The sequence below is a fragment of the Archangium minus genome, from assembly GCF_044360475.1.
Lineage (GTDB): Bacteria > Myxococcota > Myxococcia > Myxococcales > Myxococcaceae > Archangium > Archangium minus.
Genome location: NZ_CP043494.1, coordinates 464,719 through 480,163 on the forward strand (window position 1 = coordinate 464,719; position 15,445 = coordinate 480,163).

7 protein-coding genes are annotated in these 15,445 nt (G+C 68.2%); 3 read left to right on the plus strand and 4 right to left on the minus strand.

Features of this window, described 5'->3' with window-relative positions; all coding sequences use genetic code 11:
- Nucleotides 1-225: 225 nt before the first annotated feature.
- Complete coding sequence (locus F0U60_RS02025) at nucleotides 226-4,326, plus strand: protein kinase (RefSeq protein WP_395813345.1); 4,101 nt, start codon at nucleotides 226-228, stop codon at nucleotides 4,324-4,326.
- 182 nt (nucleotides 4,327-4,508) lie between these two features.
- Complete coding sequence (locus F0U60_RS02030; protein WP_395813347.1) at nucleotides 4,509-8,612, plus strand: protein kinase; 4,104 nt, start codon at nucleotides 4,509-4,511, stop codon at nucleotides 8,610-8,612.
- On the opposite strand, the gene F0U60_RS02035 is transcribed toward F0U60_RS02030, so the two are convergent.
- On the minus strand, nucleotides 8,613-9,401 hold the full coding sequence (locus F0U60_RS02035) for an amino acid ABC transporter ATP-binding protein (RefSeq protein WP_395813349.1): 789 nt from the start codon (nucleotides 9,399-9,401) through the stop codon (nucleotides 8,613-8,615).
- Entirely contained in the window at nucleotides 9,398-10,852 is a 1,455-nt protein-coding gene (locus F0U60_RS02040) for an ABC transporter substrate-binding protein/permease (RefSeq protein ID WP_395813351.1), read from the minus strand. Before F0U60_RS02040 ends, F0U60_RS02035 begins: the two co-directional genes overlap by 4 nt.
- Nucleotides 10,853-11,027: 175 nt before the next feature.
- Between F0U60_RS02040 and F0U60_RS02045 the strand changes: the two genes are divergently transcribed.
- The gene (locus tag F0U60_RS02045) at nucleotides 11,028-13,397 is read left to right on the plus strand and encodes an ATP-binding protein (protein ID WP_395813353.1); all 2,370 of its coding nucleotides are present in this window, start codon (nucleotides 11,028-11,030) and stop codon (nucleotides 13,395-13,397) included.
- Nucleotides 13,398-13,570: 173 nt separating this feature from the next.
- Here the strand turns inward: F0U60_RS02045 and F0U60_RS02050 are convergent, their stop codons facing one another.
- Both F0U60_RS02050 and F0U60_RS02055 read right to left on the minus strand, forming a co-directional pair.
- A complete protein-coding gene (locus F0U60_RS02050) occupies nucleotides 13,571-14,473 on the minus strand; it encodes a DUF3396 domain-containing protein (protein ID WP_395813355.1) in 903 nt (300 codons plus the stop codon).
- Nucleotides 14,473-15,318, minus strand: coding sequence for a hypothetical protein (locus tag F0U60_RS02055; protein WP_395813357.1), 846 nt, complete (start codon nucleotides 15,316-15,318; stop codon nucleotides 14,473-14,475). Before F0U60_RS02055 ends, F0U60_RS02050 begins: the two co-directional genes overlap by 1 nt.
- Between the last annotated feature and the right edge of the window lie 127 nt (nucleotides 15,319-15,445).

Genomic DNA, 15,445 nt, shown 5'->3' on the forward strand with positions numbered 1-15,445 from the left:
ACGCAAGCCATTCGAGAGGTCCTGTGTCGAGCGGAGGGTCGCGAAAGTGTTTCACGGTGTTTCATCGGCCAGCCGGAGGCTTCCGACCAGGGAAAGGGGCCCTCGTGCTTCCCTGGGGGGCGAGCCGCACCCCGCACGGCATCACCCGGCTCCCTCACTTTCTGGAGTGCGCCCCTCTTTCTTCTAGGGAGGGGTGTGTCAGCGAAAGAGGCAGGGGGAGGCGAGATGAGCAAGGAGGCTCTTCAGGAGGACGTGCGGGTGTGGACGTCCCTGGGCATGGGGGGCTCCTTTGTTGCCTCCGAGTCCGGTGACTCCTTCCTGAAGGAGGTGCTCCAGGTCGAGCCGTCGTCGCGCTTGCCGGTCCTGGGTGAGCGGCTGGGGGGCCCGGAGGGCGGGCGCTTCGAGATATTGGCGCCGATGGGGCGAGGGGGCATGGGGCAGGTGTTCCGCGCACGGGATGAGACGTTGCGGCGCGAGGTGGCGCTCAAGTTCCTGCTGCCTCGTCCGGGCTTCGAGGAGTTGGCGCTCGCCGAGGCGCGGGCGGTGGCTCGGCTGGACCACGAGAACATCGTCCGCATCTTCGACGTGGCGGAGTGGAGCCGCACGCCTGGGCAGGACCGGGTGCCCTTCCTGGTGATGGAGTGCCTGGAGGGCGAGTCACTCGCTGCATTGCTCGGGCGCGAACGCCCGACGCTCTGGCGCGCGCTGGAGATGCTGGAAGCCATTGCCTCGGGCCTGGCGCACGCGCACGCGCGGGGCATCGTTCACCGCGACCTCAAGCCGGGCAATGTGTTCCTGACCCGAGAAGGCACGGTGAAGCTGCTGGACTTCGGCCTGTCGTACCTGGCCGTGGAGCCGGTCGGCTCCGAGCTCCAGCCTATTGGAGGCACCCCGGCCTATATGGCGCCGGAGCAGTGGCGGGGTGAGGTGCAGGACGCACGCACCGACATCTGGGCGGCCGGAGTGGTGCTCTACGAAATGCTCACGGGCGAGCCCCCCTTCCAGGCGGCCACGATGGCGGAGTTGCGCGAGCAGGTGACATCCTCAGAGCCCGCGCCGCTGGTGCGCATGCGCCACCCGGAGGTGCCGCGGCAGGTGGAGGTGTTGCTGGCCACCGCGTTGGCCAAGGAGCCCGCTCGGCGTTTCTCCTCGGCGCTGGAGTTGCGGGAGGAGCTGCGGGAGCTGCGCGGGCGGCTCTTCAATACGGGGAGTTCTGGGCGCCAGGGGCGGGGGCCCACCGCCGAGCCCCAGCGGCGGCAGGTGACGTTGGTGTCCTATCAGCTCGGAGGGCTCGCCGAGGGCGGAGCGCCGCTCGATGCCGAGGATGTGGGCGAGCTGGAGCTGGCCTTCCATGAGGCCTGCGTGGAGTTCATCGAGCGGCACGGCGGCTCCGTGGCCTTGTCCATGGGCGGAGACGTGCTCGCGTGCTTCGGTTGGAACCAGGCCCGCGAGGACGATTCGGAGCGAGCGGTGCGCGCGGCGCTTCAGCTCACCCGGGAGCTGCGGGGCATGCTCCAGCGCCGGTTGCCGCACCTGTCCCTCTCCGGACTGCTCGTGCGCAGCGGTGTCCACACGGAGCTGATGGCGGTGGGCGCGCGGCTCCAGGGAGATGCTCCGAATGTGGCTACGTGGCTCGCGCGACGGGCCGGGCCCGGTGGTGGGGTCGTCGTCAGTGACAGCACCTGGAAGCTCGTGCGTGGGGCCTTCCTTTCCGAGCCGCTGGGTTCCCAGTCCTTCGAAGGGCTCTCGGGAAGTGTGCGCTTGGAAGTCCACCGGGTGGTGGGCGAGCGGGAGAGGGCTTCCCGGTTCGAGCGGACCCACGAGGCCGGGCGCCTCTCGCCCCTGGTGGGACGAGAGCGCGAGCTGGGGTTGCTGCTGAAGCGCTGGGAGCAGGCACGGCGGGGACAGGGCTCCGTCGTCCTGGTGAGCGGCGAGGCGGGTATTGGCAAGTCGCGTCTCATCGAGGCGCTGTGCGAGCGGGCGGCGGAGTCGTCCTCTCTGATTCGGGTGCAGTGCTGGTCCCGGTTCAGCACCCACGCCCTGCATCCCATCATCGAGCTGCTTCAGGCGGCGGTGGGCATCCGGCCGGAAGATGCTCCCGCGCTGCGCCTGGAGAAGCTGCAAGAGCGGATGCGGCAGCTGGGCATGCCCCAGGAGGACGCGCACCTCCTGGCCCTGTTGCTGTCCCTGCCTGTTCCCAAGGACTCACCGGTGCTTCAGCTCACGCCCGAGCGGCTCAGAGAGAGGACTTTCGCATCCCTCGGGTGCTTTCTTCTGCGCTGTCCTTGTGAGGTCCCGCCGAAGCTCCTGGTCATCGAGGATCTGCACTGGGCCGACTCCTCGCTCTTGGAGCTGCTGGGCTACATCCTGGAGCGAGTTGGGAGCGAGGGGGTTCTCATCGTGCTCAGCGCGCGTCCGGAGTTCCAACCCGACTGGCCCCGGCGCTTCGAGTTCCACCGGCTCGCGTTGGAGCGGCTGCCGGCCGAAGCCGCCGCGGCCCTGGCGCGAGAGGTGGCCGGAGAGCGCGAGTTGCCAGAGGAGACGGTCCAGGCGCTGGTGGAGAGGACAGATGGGGTGCCGCTCTTCATCGAGGAGATGACGCGCATGGTGCTGGAGGGAGGGGCGGCGGCATCCATTCCGCTCACCCTGCACGAGCTACTGTTGGCCCGACTGGACATGCTGCCCTCGCGCCAGAAGGCCCTGGCGCAGGTGTGCGCGGTGCTGGGGCGCGACTTCTCGCACGCGCTGCTCGCGGCGGTGTCGGAGCGGGAGGAAGCCCTGCTGCAGCGAGAGCTCTCCGAGTTGATGGAGGCGGGGCTCCTGCAGGAGCAGGTGGGAGAGGACGAGCGCGCGTACCAGTTCCGGCACGCGCTCCTCCAAGAAGCGGCGTACCAGTCCCTGTCTCGGAGCGCGCGGCGACGCCATCACCGGCGTGTCGCGCGGGTGCTGGAGGAACACTTCCCCGAGGTCGTGGACAAGCGGCCCGAGGTCCTCGCGCACCACCTCACGGAGGCGGGTGAGCACGCGCGGGCGCTCGACTTGTGGACGCAGGCCGGCAATCTGGCCCTCTTGCGTCTGGACTGCTTCGAGGCGTTGGGCCATCTGAACCGGGCCCTCGAGCTGTTGCCTGCTCTGACGGAGGACCTTCCTCGTCTTCAATACGAGTTGAGGATCCGCATGGCCCTGGGCCTCGCGATGTTGGAGAGGGGCTTCGATGCGTCCAAGGTGGAGCGGATGTTCGAGCGCGGCTGGGAGATCCTTCACCAGATAGGTAACGCGTTGCCGCGGAGCGGCCTGATCCTCTGGAGTCTCTTCGCCTACTGCCGGTCTCGCTCCGACTACCAACGGATCATGGAGGTGGCCAATCGTTTCGTGGACCTGGGGCAGCGCCAAGAGCAGCCAGAGCTGTGGAGCCAGGGGCTCTGGATACGTGGGCTCATCTTCTTCTACTGGGGACAGCCGCGGGAAGCCGTACGAGAGCTGAACCGCGTCCTGGAGTGCTCGGACCTCACCGTCGAGGAGCATCCCTATTATTGGGGGGCGCCCCGCCCGATAGCGCTGGCCTCGGGGGCCGCGATGCAGGCGGTGCTGGGCCACGTGGAGGAGTCGCGGCGGTGGGAGCGGGAGGCCCTGGCGCGGGCCGAGCGCATCGGTCATCCCTACACCCTGCTCCTCGCGCAGCTCTACACGGCCATTGCCTGCGTGACGCGTCGGGACGCACGGGAGGCCCTGACGCTGACGGAGCGGCTCGTCGTCTTCATGCGTGAGCGCACCAGCTTCATGCGGGGGCCCTCCTGGGCGACGCTCCTTCGCGGTCAGGCCCTGACCGAGCTGGGGCGGCCGCAGGAAGGTCTCGCGCTCGCACGCAGCGTTCTCGATTCCTGGCGCTCGCGCCTCATGCGTGACGGGATTCCCTACTGCCTCGTGGTGATCGCGCAACTCCATCTGAAGCTGGGGCAGCTCCACGAGGCGTTGGCGGTGCTTGATGAGGCGCTGGCCGAGAGCGCGACGACGGGAATGATCATGGCCAATGCCTGGCGGCACCAACTCCAGGGCGAGACGCTGAGGCGACTGGGACGGGAAGAGGAGGCGAGTGCCAGCTTCGTCCGCGCCATCGCGCTCGCGCGTGAGCAGGGGGCTGGCTTGTACGAACTGCGCGCGACGGTGGGCCTGTGCCGGTTGCTGCGGGACAGGGGCCGGCCGGAGGCGGCGCGGCGGATGCTGGAGCCTGTCTATCTCCGGTTCGAAGGGCAGGGGGAGTGCGTTGACCTCCAAGAAGCCCGAGCGCTGCTGGCGGACTGTGAGAGCACCCTCTCGTACGGATGATCATTCCGCGCTGTCTGGCCTCACGTGTTAGCCAGAGACACTCGGCCAGGAAAGGGCCTGTCGTGCTTCCCCCTGGGGGAGAGCCGCACTCTGCACGGTCTCACCTGAATCCTTAAATTCCTGGAGTGCGCCTCTCCTTCTCCAGGGAGGGGGGAGCGGCGAAAGAGGCAGGGGGAGGCGAGATGAGCAAGGAGGCTCTTCAGGAGGACGTGCGGGTGTGGACGTCCTTGGGCGTGCGCGGGAGCTCTTCTGGTGCCTCCGAGTCTGGCGACTCCTTCCTGAAGGAGGTGCTCCAGGTCGAGCCGTCGTCGCGCTTGCCGGTCCTGGGTGAGCGGCTGGGGGGCCCGGAGGGCGGGCGCTTCGAGATATTGGCGCCGATGGGGCGAGGGGGCATGGGGCAGGTGTTCCGCGCACGGGATGAGACGTTGCGACGCGAGGTAGCGCTCAAGTTCCTGCTACCTCGTCCGGGCTTCGAGGAGTTGGCGCTCGCCGAAGCGCGAGCGGTGGCTCGGCTGGACCACGAGAACATTGTCCGCATCTTCGACGTGGCGGAGTGGAGCCGCACGCCTGGGCAGGACCGCGTGCCCTTCCTGGTGATGGAGTGTCTGGAAGGCGAGTCTCTTGCCGCGTTGCTCCATCGTGAGCGCCCCACGCTCCGGCGCGCGCTGGAGATGCTGGAGGCCATTGCCTCGGGTCTGGCGCATGCGCACGAGCGAGGCATCGTCCACCGCGACCTCAAGCCCGGCAATGTCTTCCTCACTCGGGAAGGGGCGGTGAAGCTGCTGGACTTCGGCCTGTCGTACCTGGCCGTGGAGCCGGTCGGCTCCGAGCTTCAGCCCATCGGAGGCACGCCGGCCTACATGGCGCCGGAGCAGTGGCGGGGCGAGGTGCAGGACGCACGCACGGACATCTGGGCGGCCGGAGTGGTGCTCTACGAAATGCTGACGGGCGAGCCCCCCTTCCAGGCGGCCACGATGGCGGAGCTGCGCGAGCGGGTGACGTCCCCGGAGCCGGCGCCGCTGGTGCGCGTGCGCCACCCGGAGGTGCCGCGGCAGGTGGAGGTGCTGCTGGCCACCGCGTTGGCCAAGGAGCCCGCGCGGCGTTTTGCCTCGGCGCTGGAGTTGCGGGAGGAGCTGCGGGAGCTGCGCGGGCGGCTCTTCAGCGCCGGACGCCCGGGGCGGGACGCCACCGTCGAGCCCCAGCGGCGGCAAGTGACGCTGGTGTCCTGCCAGCTCGGGGGATTCGCAGAAGGCGGAGCGCGGCTCGACGCCGAGGACGTGGGCGAGCTGGAGCTGGCCTTCCACGAGGCCTGCGTGGAGCTCATCGAGCGGCACGGCGGCTCCGTGGCCTTGTTCATGGGCGGAGAGGTGCTCGCGAGCTTCGGTTGGACTCAAGCCTCAGAGGACGACTCAGAGCGAGCGGTGCGCGCGGCGCTTCAACTCACCGGGGAGCTGCGGGGCATGCTCCAGCGCCGGTTGCCGCACCTGTCCCTCTCCGGCTTGCTCGTGCGCAGCGGTGTCCACACGGAGCTGATGGCGGTGGGCGCGCGGCTCCAGGGAGATGCCCCAAACGTGGCCGCGTGGCTCGCGCGGCGGGCTGGGCCTGATGGGGTCGTTGTCAGCGACAGCACCTGGACGCTGGTGCGTGGTGCGTTTCTCTCCGAGCCGCTCGGTTTCCAGGCCTTCGAGGGGCTCTCGGGAAGCGTGCGCATGGAGCTCCACCAGGTGGTGGGAGAGCGGGAGGGAGCCTCTCGGTTCGAGCGGGCGCGTGTGGCCAGGAGCCTCTCGCCGCTGGTGGGACGAGAGCGGGAGCTGGGGTGGCTCCTGGAGCACTGGCAACGGTCGCTGCGGGGACAGGGCTCCGTCGTTCTGGTGAGCGGCGAGGCGGGCATTGGCAAGTCGCGTCTCATTGAGGCGCTGTGTGAGCGGGCGGCGGAGTCGTCCTCTCTGATTCGGGTGCAGTGCTGGTCCCGGTTCAGCACCCATGCCCTGCATCCCATCGTCGAGCTGCTTCAGCTGGCGGTGGGCATCCGGCCGGAGGAGCCTGCTTCGTCGCGTCTCGAGAAGCTGGAGGCGCATCTGCGGAGGCTGCGCATGCCTCAGGAGGAGGCGCACCTGCTGGCGCTGCTGCTGGCCTTGCCCATTCCCAAGGACTCACCGGTGCTCCAGCTCACGCCCGAGCCGCGCAGGGAGAAGACCTTTGAATCCCTGGTCACCCTCCTGCTGCGCTGTCCTTGTGAGGACCCACCGAAGCTCCTGGTCATCGAGGATCTGCACTGGGCGGACTCCTCGCTCCTGGCGCTGCTGGGTTCCATCGTGGAGCGGGTCGAGAGCGCGGGGGTCCTCGTCGTGCTCAGCGCGCGTCCGGAGTTCCAGCCGGCCTGGGCCCAGCGTCCTGGGTTCCACCGGCTCGAGTTGGAGCGGCTGTCGGCCGGAGCCGCCGAGGAGCTGGTGCGGGAGGTGGCCCGGGCGCGCGAGCTGCCAGAGGAGACGGTCCAGTCGCTGGTGGAGAGGACGGATGGGGTCCCGCTCTTTATTGAGGAGATGACGCGCATGGTGCTGGAGGGCGGGGCGGCATCCATCCCGATCACCCTGCACGAGCTGTTGCTGGCCCGGCTGGACATGCTGCCTTCGCGGCAGAAGGCCCTGGCGCAGCTGTGCGCGGTGCTGGGACGCGACTTTTCGTACGCCCTGCTCGCGGCGGTGTCGAAGGGGGAGGAAGCCCTGCTGCGGCGAGAGCTCTCCGGGTTGTTGGAGGCGGGGCTCCTGCAGGAGCAGGTGGGAGCGGACGAGCGCGCGTACCAGTTCCGGCACGCACTCCTCCAGGAGGCGGCGTACCAGTCCCTGTCCCGGAGTGCGCGGCGACGCCAGCATCAGCACGTCGCCCGAGTGCTGGAGGAACACTTCCCCCAGGTGGTGGACAAGCGGCCCGAGGCCCTCGCGCACCAGCTCACGGAAGCAGGGGATGCGGCGCGGGCCATCGGTTATTGGGAGCGGGCCGGTCAGCTTGCCCTCGCGCGTCTGGACCTCGTCGAGGCGGTGGGTCATCTGAACCGGGCCCTGGAGCTGTTGCCCCTCCTGGAGGGGGCCCTTCCTCGCCTTCAGGCTGAGCTCAGGATTCGCATGGCCCAGGGCTTCGCGATGCTGCAGGTGCATGGCTTCGACGCGCCCGAGGTGGAGGGGATGTTCACCCGCATCTGGGAGCTCATTCTCCAGATGGGTGACGCGTTGCCGCGGAGCGGCCTGACCCTCTGGAGTCTCTTGGCCTATTACCTGTCGCGCTCCGAGTACCACCGGGTCTTGGAGGTGTCGGAGCGGCTCATGGACTTGGGGCAGCGCCAGGGGCAGCCAGGGCTGTGGGGCCAGGGGCTCTGGATGCGCGCGCTCATCCTCTTCTTCCGGGGACGGCCTCAGGAGGCTGTACGAGAGCTGGAACGTGTCCTGGGTTGCGCGGACGTCACGCTCGAGGAGCACGGGGCGTTGCCTTTACAGCAAGGGGGCGCTCCCCGCTCGATGGCGCTGGCCTCGGGAGCCATGGTGCACGCGGTGATGGGCCACGTGGAGGAGTCGCGGCGGTGGGCGCGGGAGGCGCTGGAGCAGGCCGGTCGCATTGCTCATCCCCACCCCCTGGTCTTCGTGCAGGTCTATGTGACGATTGCCTGCATGATTCGCCGGGAGGCACGGGAAGCCCTGGCGCTGGCGGATCAGCTCATCGGATTCGCGAGCCAGTACAGCACCTTCGTGCAGTGGCCTTCCTGGGAGACGATCCTTCTAGGTCATGCCCTGGCCGAGTTGGGGCGGCCACGGGAAGGACTCGCGTTTGTGCGGGGCGTCCTCGAGTCCTGGCGCGCGCGCGGCAATCGTGACGGGATTCCCTTTGGACTGGCGGTGAGCGCGACATGCTCCCTGGAGCTGGGGCAGGCCCGGGAGGCGTTGGCGGCGCTCGATGAAGCGCTGGCCCAGATCGCGAAGACGGGGCAGGTCATCATCGAGGCCTGGTTGCACCAACTCCGGGGCGAGGCCCTGAGGCGGCTGGGGCGGGAAGAGGAGGCGAGTGCCAGCTTCGTGCGCGCCATCGCGGTCGCGCGTGAGCAGGGGGCTGGCCTGTATGAGCTGCGCGCGACGGTGAGCCTGTGCCGGCTGCTGCGGGACAGGGGACGGCCGGAGGCGGCGCGGCGGATGCTGGCGCGGGTGTGTGGCCGGTTCGAGGGGGAGGGGGAGTTCCTCGACCTCCAGGAGGCCCGGGCGCTGCTGACGGAGTGTGAGCGCACCCTGCCGTACGGATGATCATCCCGCGTCGTCTGGCCGCACGTGCAGGACCTTGCGGAGGAACTCCCGGGTGCGGGGCTGCGTGGGCCGGGTGAAGATGACCGAGGGCGGGCCCTGCTCCAGGACGACGCCCGCGTCCATGATGATCACCCGGTGGGCCACCTCTCGCGCGAACCCCATCTCATGGGTGACCACCAGCATGGTCATGCCCTCGCGCGCCAGGTCCTGCATCACCTGGAGCACCTCGTCGGCCAGCTCGGGATCCAGCGCGGAGGTGGCCTCATCGAAGAGCATCACCTCCGGCTCCATGGCGAGCGCCCGGGCGATGGCCACCCGCTGCTGCTGGCCTCCCGAGAGCCGCGCCGGATACTCGTCCTTCCTGTCGAGCAGCCCCACGCGCTCCAGCAGCCGCAGGCCCCGCTCCTCCGCCTGGGCACGCGACAGGCCCTTCACTCGCATGGGCGCTTCGATGATGTTGCCCAGGGCTGTCATGTGGGGGAACAGGTTGAAGCGCTGGAAGACCATGCCGATGTGGGTCCGCTGGCGATCCACCTCGGCCTCGGGGCGGGGCACGAGCCGTCCATCCTTCTCCCTGAGTCCCAGCAGCTCGCCGCGCAGCCAGATGCGTCCCTGCGTGGGCGATTCCAGGTGGTTGAGGCAGCGCAGCAGCGTGGACTTGCCACAGCCGCTCGGCCCGATGACGACGACGACCTCGCCAGCGGCCACCTCCAGGTCGATGCCCCGGAGCACTTCGCGCTCGCCGAAGGACTTGCGCAGCCCCTCCACGCGGATGATGGGACCGCTCATGTGCCTCGCGCCTCCAGCCGACGCTCCAGCCGCTGGGCCAGCGCCGACAGCGCCACGACGATGAGGAGGTAGCCAATCGCCGCCCAGGCATACACCTCCGGGCGCAGGTACGTCCCCGCGAGCTGCCGCGTCTCGTAGAGCAGCTCGGGCAGGGCGATGACCATGACCAGCGAGGTGTCCTTCGAGAGCGCCGCCATCTCATTGACGAGCGGCGGGATGAGGCGGCGGAACGTCTGCGGCAGGATGACCCGGCGCATGGCCAGCTCGTGGCTCATTCCCAGCGCCCGTGCTGCCTCCATCTGTCCCTTGTCGATGGACTCGATGGCGGCCCGGAAGATCTCCGCGATGTAGGCCGCGGCGTTGAACGACAGCGCGGTGAGCCCCGCGGCCATGGGCCCGAGCCGGACGCCCACCATCAACGGCAGCGCGAAGAAGATGAAGAGGAGTTGCAGCAGCAGCGGTGTCCCTCGGAACAGGGTGATGTAGGCCGTGGCCACGCCTCGGAGCGCCGAGCGGCGGGAGATGCGCGCCAGCGACACAAGCAACCCCAGGGCGAGGCCGAGCACTCCGGACCCAAGCGTGAGCTGAAGCGTCACCCCCATGCCCTGGAGCATCCGGGGCAGCACCACCTCGCGGGAGAACGTCCAGAACCCCTGGGGCTTCTGGGCCTGTCCGAGCTCCCCCCCGAACCAGTGGTCCGAGAGTCGCTTCAGCTCCCCACTGCGCCGGATGTCCTCGAAGGCCCGAGCGATGGCGGCGGTCAGGTCCGCGTCCTGCTTGTTGATGGCGATGCCAATGGGCTCCGCCTCGAGCGCCCGTCCGGTGACGACGAAGGTGTCATCCCGCCGGGAGAAGAACAGGCCCACGGGCTCGTCGATGACGATGACGTCGGCCTGGCCCGACTTCAGCGCGGTGAAGCACTCGATGGCACCCGGGAAGGCCTGGAGCTCCCGGATGGCGATGCCTCGCGCCGCGCGCTGCTCCACCCACCGCTGCGAGGTGGTGTTGGTCTGCACCGCCACGCGCTTGCCCGCGAGCTCCTCCTCGGTGCGGACGCTCTGGCCTCGGGTGGTGACGAACACCTGGGACATGCGCGCGTACTCGACGAAGTCGACCTGCTGCTGGCGCTCGGGGGTGATGTTCATCGACGACAGGATGATGTCGTAGCGGCCGGAGGTGAGCCCGGCGAGGATGCCGTCCCAGTCCATGACGATGAACTGTGCGGTGACGCCGAGCCGGCGCGCCAGCTCTCGGGCGAGGTCGACGTCGAAGCCCACGGGCTGGCCGTTCTCCAGGTACTCCATGGGCGGGTAGGTGGCGTCGATGGCCACGCGCAGCACTCCGGAGCTCTGGATGCGCTCCAGGGCGCGCGGCTCCTGCCCAGCGGCGGGGCTCGCCAGAAGGACCGCCAGCAAGAGACAGGCTGTCACGAGACCCGATCGCATCATCATGTCGTCGAGGCACCGATATGAGCGCTCCCCTCGGAGGGCTGCAAGCACGGGAGACGAAAATGTACACCCCGGGACTCCTGGAGGCGCTCCAGGCGGGCGAGTTGTTCTAGATGCCTTGGAGATTCGCTTTGTTACACGATGAAGCTTTCAGGCCACTGTTCACCGCGGTTCACGGATGCGCACTTCACGGGAAATCCGGAAGGAAATCGAGACACGCTTCGGGTTTTTCCCCCCCTTCTACGCGCCCGCTGAGAGCGACCCTCAGGTGCTGGAGAACCTGTGGCAGCAGACGCTCCAGGCCTACGTGGAAAGTCCTCTCCCTGTCCTCTTCCGCGAGAAGCTCTTCGCCTACCTGTCGCGTTACTGCGAGGCACCCTACTGCCTGGTGTGCCACTCCTGTGCGCTGAGGCCCCTGGGCATGAAGGGCTCGGAGGTGCTGGAGCTGCTCGAGGCCCTTCCGCCCGCGCACGGGGCCATCGATGAGACGCTCGCCCGTATGGAGACCCTGGGAGAGGCCTCTGGCACCTGGCCTGAGCCCGGCTCGGCGCTGGAGGAGGACCTGTTCCGCTGCTGCGTCTTCCTCTTCGTCCAACAGACGCAGGTGGAGCGGTGCCGGGAGCGGGTGCGACGGTTACTCGGCCCCGTGCTCTACGCGCACCTGACCCTGTTCCTCGCCTACGTGAAGTCGTGTCATTTGTGGGTGGAGGCCCACCCGGAGCTGTCGTTCGAGGAGGACCCGCGCGCCCGGGAGCACCTGGGCCCTCTGCTCCGAGAGGAGCCCCGGCTGGGGACCTTCTTCGTCCACTACGGCGAGCGGGTGCGCAGCGAGCGGGAGCAGCGCGAGCGGCGACTGCTCGAGGCGGCGGAGGCGGGCCATCGCGCGGAGATGCTCTCCGAGACCTTGCGCCGGCAGACCCATGCGCTGCGGGAGAGCGAGACCCACCTGCGGCTCGCGTTGGACTCGGCCGCACTGGGAACCTGGGACCTGGACCCCGTCGCGGGCGCGCTGCGCTGGGACACGCGGTGCAAGGCCCTCTTCGGGCTGCCAGCGGAGGCGGAGGTGGATTACGCCACGTTCGCCTCCGCCATCCACCCGGAGGACCGGCCGCGGGTGGACGACAAGGTCCAGCAGGCGTTCGTGCTCGGTGGTAGCGGGGAGTTCCGTGACGAGTTCCGCATCCGGAGATTCCGCGATGGCGTGGAGCGGTGGATTGCGTCACAGGGCCGGTCCTTCTTCGACGCGCGGGGCCAGGCCGTGCGCCTCATTGGCACGGTGATGGACGTCACCGAGCGCCGGCGTCTGGAGGACAACCTGCGCTTCCTCGCCCAGGCGAGCGAGACGCTGGCCGCCTCGCTCGACTACGAGGACACCTTGCGGCGCGTGGCCACCCTGTCCGTGCCCGTGCTCGCCGACTGGTGCTCGGTGGACATGGAGGAGCAGGGGCAGTTGCGTCGGCTCATCACCGTCCACAGGGAGCCGGAGAAGGTGCGGCTGGGCAATGAGATGCACCAGCGCTATCCCCAAGGACAGGAGGAAGAGTCCGGTCCCCACCAGGTGCTGCGCACCGGAGTGCCGCTGCTGGTGGAGGAGCTCACCGACGAGGCGCTTGTCCTTTATGCGAAGGACGCGGAGCACCTGCGCTACCTGCGCGAGCTGGGGCTGCGCTCCTTGCTCATCGTACCGCTGCGCGCGCGCGGGCGGGTGCTGGGGTCGGTCACGCTCGTACGTGCTGAGTCCGGCTTGCGGTACGGGCAGGAGGAGCTGCGGCTGGCCGAGGAGCTCGCGCGCCGGGCGGCGCTCGCGGTGGACAACGCGCTGCTCTACCGCGAGGCGCAGAAGGCCATTGAGCTGCGCGAGGGGTTCCTCCAGGTGGCTGCGCACGAGCTGCGCACGCCCGTCACCTCGCTGAAGCTCAACGCGCAGGTACTGCTGAATTGCGCGCGCCGGGAGGCGGCCTGGTCCGAGCGGCTCGTGTCACACCTGACGGGGATGGATCGAGGGGTGAGTCGCCTGAGCGTGCTGGTGGACGAACTGCTCGACGTGTCCCGCATCACCTCGGGCCGGCTGGTGCTGCACCTGGAGGATGTGGACCTGGCCGAGCTCGTCCGGGAAGTGGTGGAGCGCATCCGGCCTGAAGCCGAGCGGGTTGGCTGTGAGCTGCGTCTCCAGGTGCCCGGGCCCGTGGTGTCCCGGTGGGATCGCCTGCGCCTGGAGCAGGTGCTGAGCAATCTTCTGTCCAATGCGCTCAAGTACGGCGCGGGCTACCCCGTGGAGGTGGCACTGCGCGTCTCCGGGACGCAGGTCCTCCTCCAGGTGCGAGACGAGGGCATCGGCATCGACCCCGCCCTCCAAGAGCGCATCTTCGAGCGCTTCGAGCGTGCGGTGAGCGACCGGCACTACGGAGGCTTGGGGATGGGGCTGTGGATTACCCGGGAGATTGTCACGGCCCTGGGGGGCTCCATCCAGGTAGAGAGCGCACCGGGGAAGGGAGCCACCTTCACGGTGGCGCTGCCCGGGAGGGAGATGCCGGGCGCGGAGGCCTGACCTCGCCCGCTTCCCTGTTCACGGAGAGGGGACGATCGGGCTCGCTCCAGTCCTTCTCGATGTGTTCCGGCTCAAAGAGAACCACTGGCTCCTGGTCGATGCCTTCGCCGGAGAGCAACGGGTCCGCGCCGAGCCCTTCGAGGCCATCGAGCTCGTCTGGTCCAGATGAGGCGTCAGTCGAGGAAGCGGCGCTCCCACCGGCGCATGTCTTCGTCGGAGAAGCCACCCCAGTTGCCACGGTCCATGTACAGCCAGGGTTCCAGCACGTGTGCCAGCTCGCGGTACTCGGGCAACGTGCGGCCCTGCTCCGTGTCACCCGCCTCCGGCCATGTCCCCAGCGTCACCACGGCCCGCTCGCCATCGAGCTCCTGCACGGTGGTGCCGGGCGAGCGCAGGCGCGCGCGCAGGCCCGCGGCGCCCCCGAGCTCGCCCAACACGGGCTGGCCCAGGAAGTTCAGCCAATGCACCCCCTTCACCCGGGTGCCGATGGAGAACGAGTCGAAATGAAAGCCTGGGATGTCCAGGCCAGGATGACGGAAGGACATGTCACGAATGGCATCGGTCGTGCCGACGACGCTCTCCGGGTAGTTGAAGCACAAGCCCCCATGTCCGGAGGAGAGGGGCAACTTCGCCGCCAGCTCCAGCGCCAGTTCCCGCACGTGTCCCGGTCCGTGCGCTTCCAGGTATTCCGTGGGGAGGATGAAGGACAGTGCGCTTGTCACATTCTTCTTGAGCAGCCGGCCCCTGTAGAGAAACTCATACCCCGTGGTCTCACTGGGGGACTCACTCAGCCAGATTTGGGCGACGGGTTCCTCGAGCATCAATCGCCGAATGTACGCCCAGCCCTTGTCATCGAGTTCCTCCCAGTCTCCACTGTACGGGTCGGCATACCAACCGAGCACCTGGGGCCCGATGGCACGGAGGTACACCTCCAGGCAGCGCATCACCTCCTGGACGATCTCCTGGTGGGGGCGCTTCATGTAGAAGGTGAGGCTCACGCTCTCCCGGATGTACAGGGAACGTTGTTCACCGCTGATGACCGAGTAGAGGCGAACACGCGGATAGTGCTCATTCATCACTGAACCCCCTTGGGCGTGACAAAGCTGGCATCGAGCTTTCCATCAAGAAGTGCCTCTTTGTACATCGTACCTTGATCATTTGGATAATGAGGCTGGCCCTCAGTGGATTGCCGCCACGAAGGCCTGTTGTTGCGCGGGCAAGGAAACTTCAGGTCGTAGATGCGCTGAACCTGGTTCGGATTTCCCGACACGTGAATCACGACATCGGGCACCAGTGCACCCCAAAGCATGCTGGTCAACCCGAGTTGCAGCCACTCCTCCACTTGCTTGGGGTCAACCCATCGCCACAGCCCCGAACTGGAGTCTTTCTGGTAGGTGGGCTCCACCCTGACGTTCTGCGTGAAGCGTTCCGCGAATGCCTTCCGCGCGCACTCGAGGGCAACCTCGTGCTTCCTGACTCCGAGTTCCATGGCGCGCGTCACTTCCTTCCCGCCCTCCATACTCACCACCTTCCTGCATTGCTCCCTGGTGGGCTCCCGACCCTGGAGTTCCTTATCCTCCTTGTTGACCTTCTCATTGGCTTTCTGGGCGCAGTCGGTCAACACCTGCTCGACGACCTTGATATCCGCGCCCTCCAGCATCACCGACATGGTGGTAGCGGCGTGAGCGGCGTCTACGGCGCGTGACACCCAAGGGATGATCGCCTCTTCGCCCGGCAGGGTCTTGTAGCAGGCGGGGTTGCGCAGGCAGCCGGCCGTCGCGGAGTCCGTGGATTGTGCGTACTGGACCGGAGCACGGGTGGGGCCCAGCGTGCTCACCACCGGACCTCCCGTGGCGCATCCGGCCTGCAACAGGAGAATGAGCAGCAGCGGTATGCCGGACGTGGGGGGCCGGGTGGACATGCCTCGACCTTCTCTTCCAGGGTAGGTGTACTTCGAGCGTAGTGGATTCAGGTGAACTCTCGACGAACCATCCCTCATCGCGGGGAGTGCACCTGTGTAGTAGTCCGCCGCCTGATGCACCGAGTAC

Excerpts from the sequence above, each read along its gene's own strand:
- F0U60_RS02025 (WP_395813345.1), top strand. The coding sequence starts at position 226 with ATGAGCAAGGAGGCTCTTCAGGAGGACGTGCGGGTGTGGACGTCCCTG.
- F0U60_RS02030 (WP_395813347.1), top strand. The coding sequence starts at position 4,509 with ATGAGCAAGGAGGCTCTTCAGGAGGACGTGCGGGTGTGGACGTCCTTG.
- F0U60_RS02035 (WP_395813349.1), bottom strand. The coding sequence starts at position 9,401 with ATGAGCGGTCCCATCATCCGCGTGGAGGGGCTGCGCAAGTCCTTCGGC.
- F0U60_RS02040 (WP_395813351.1), bottom strand. The coding sequence starts at position 10,852 with ATGATGATGCGATCGGGTCTCGTGACAGCCTGTCTCTTGCTGGCGGTC.
- F0U60_RS02045 (WP_395813353.1), top strand. The coding sequence starts at position 11,028 with ATGCGCACTTCACGGGAAATCCGGAAGGAAATCGAGACACGCTTCGGG.
- F0U60_RS02050 (WP_395813355.1), bottom strand. The coding sequence starts at position 14,473 with ATGAATGAGCACTATCCGCGTGTTCGCCTCTACTCGGTCATCAGCGGT.
- F0U60_RS02055 (WP_395813357.1), bottom strand. The coding sequence starts at position 15,318 with ATGTCCACCCGGCCCCCCACGTCCGGCATACCGCTGCTGCTCATTCTC.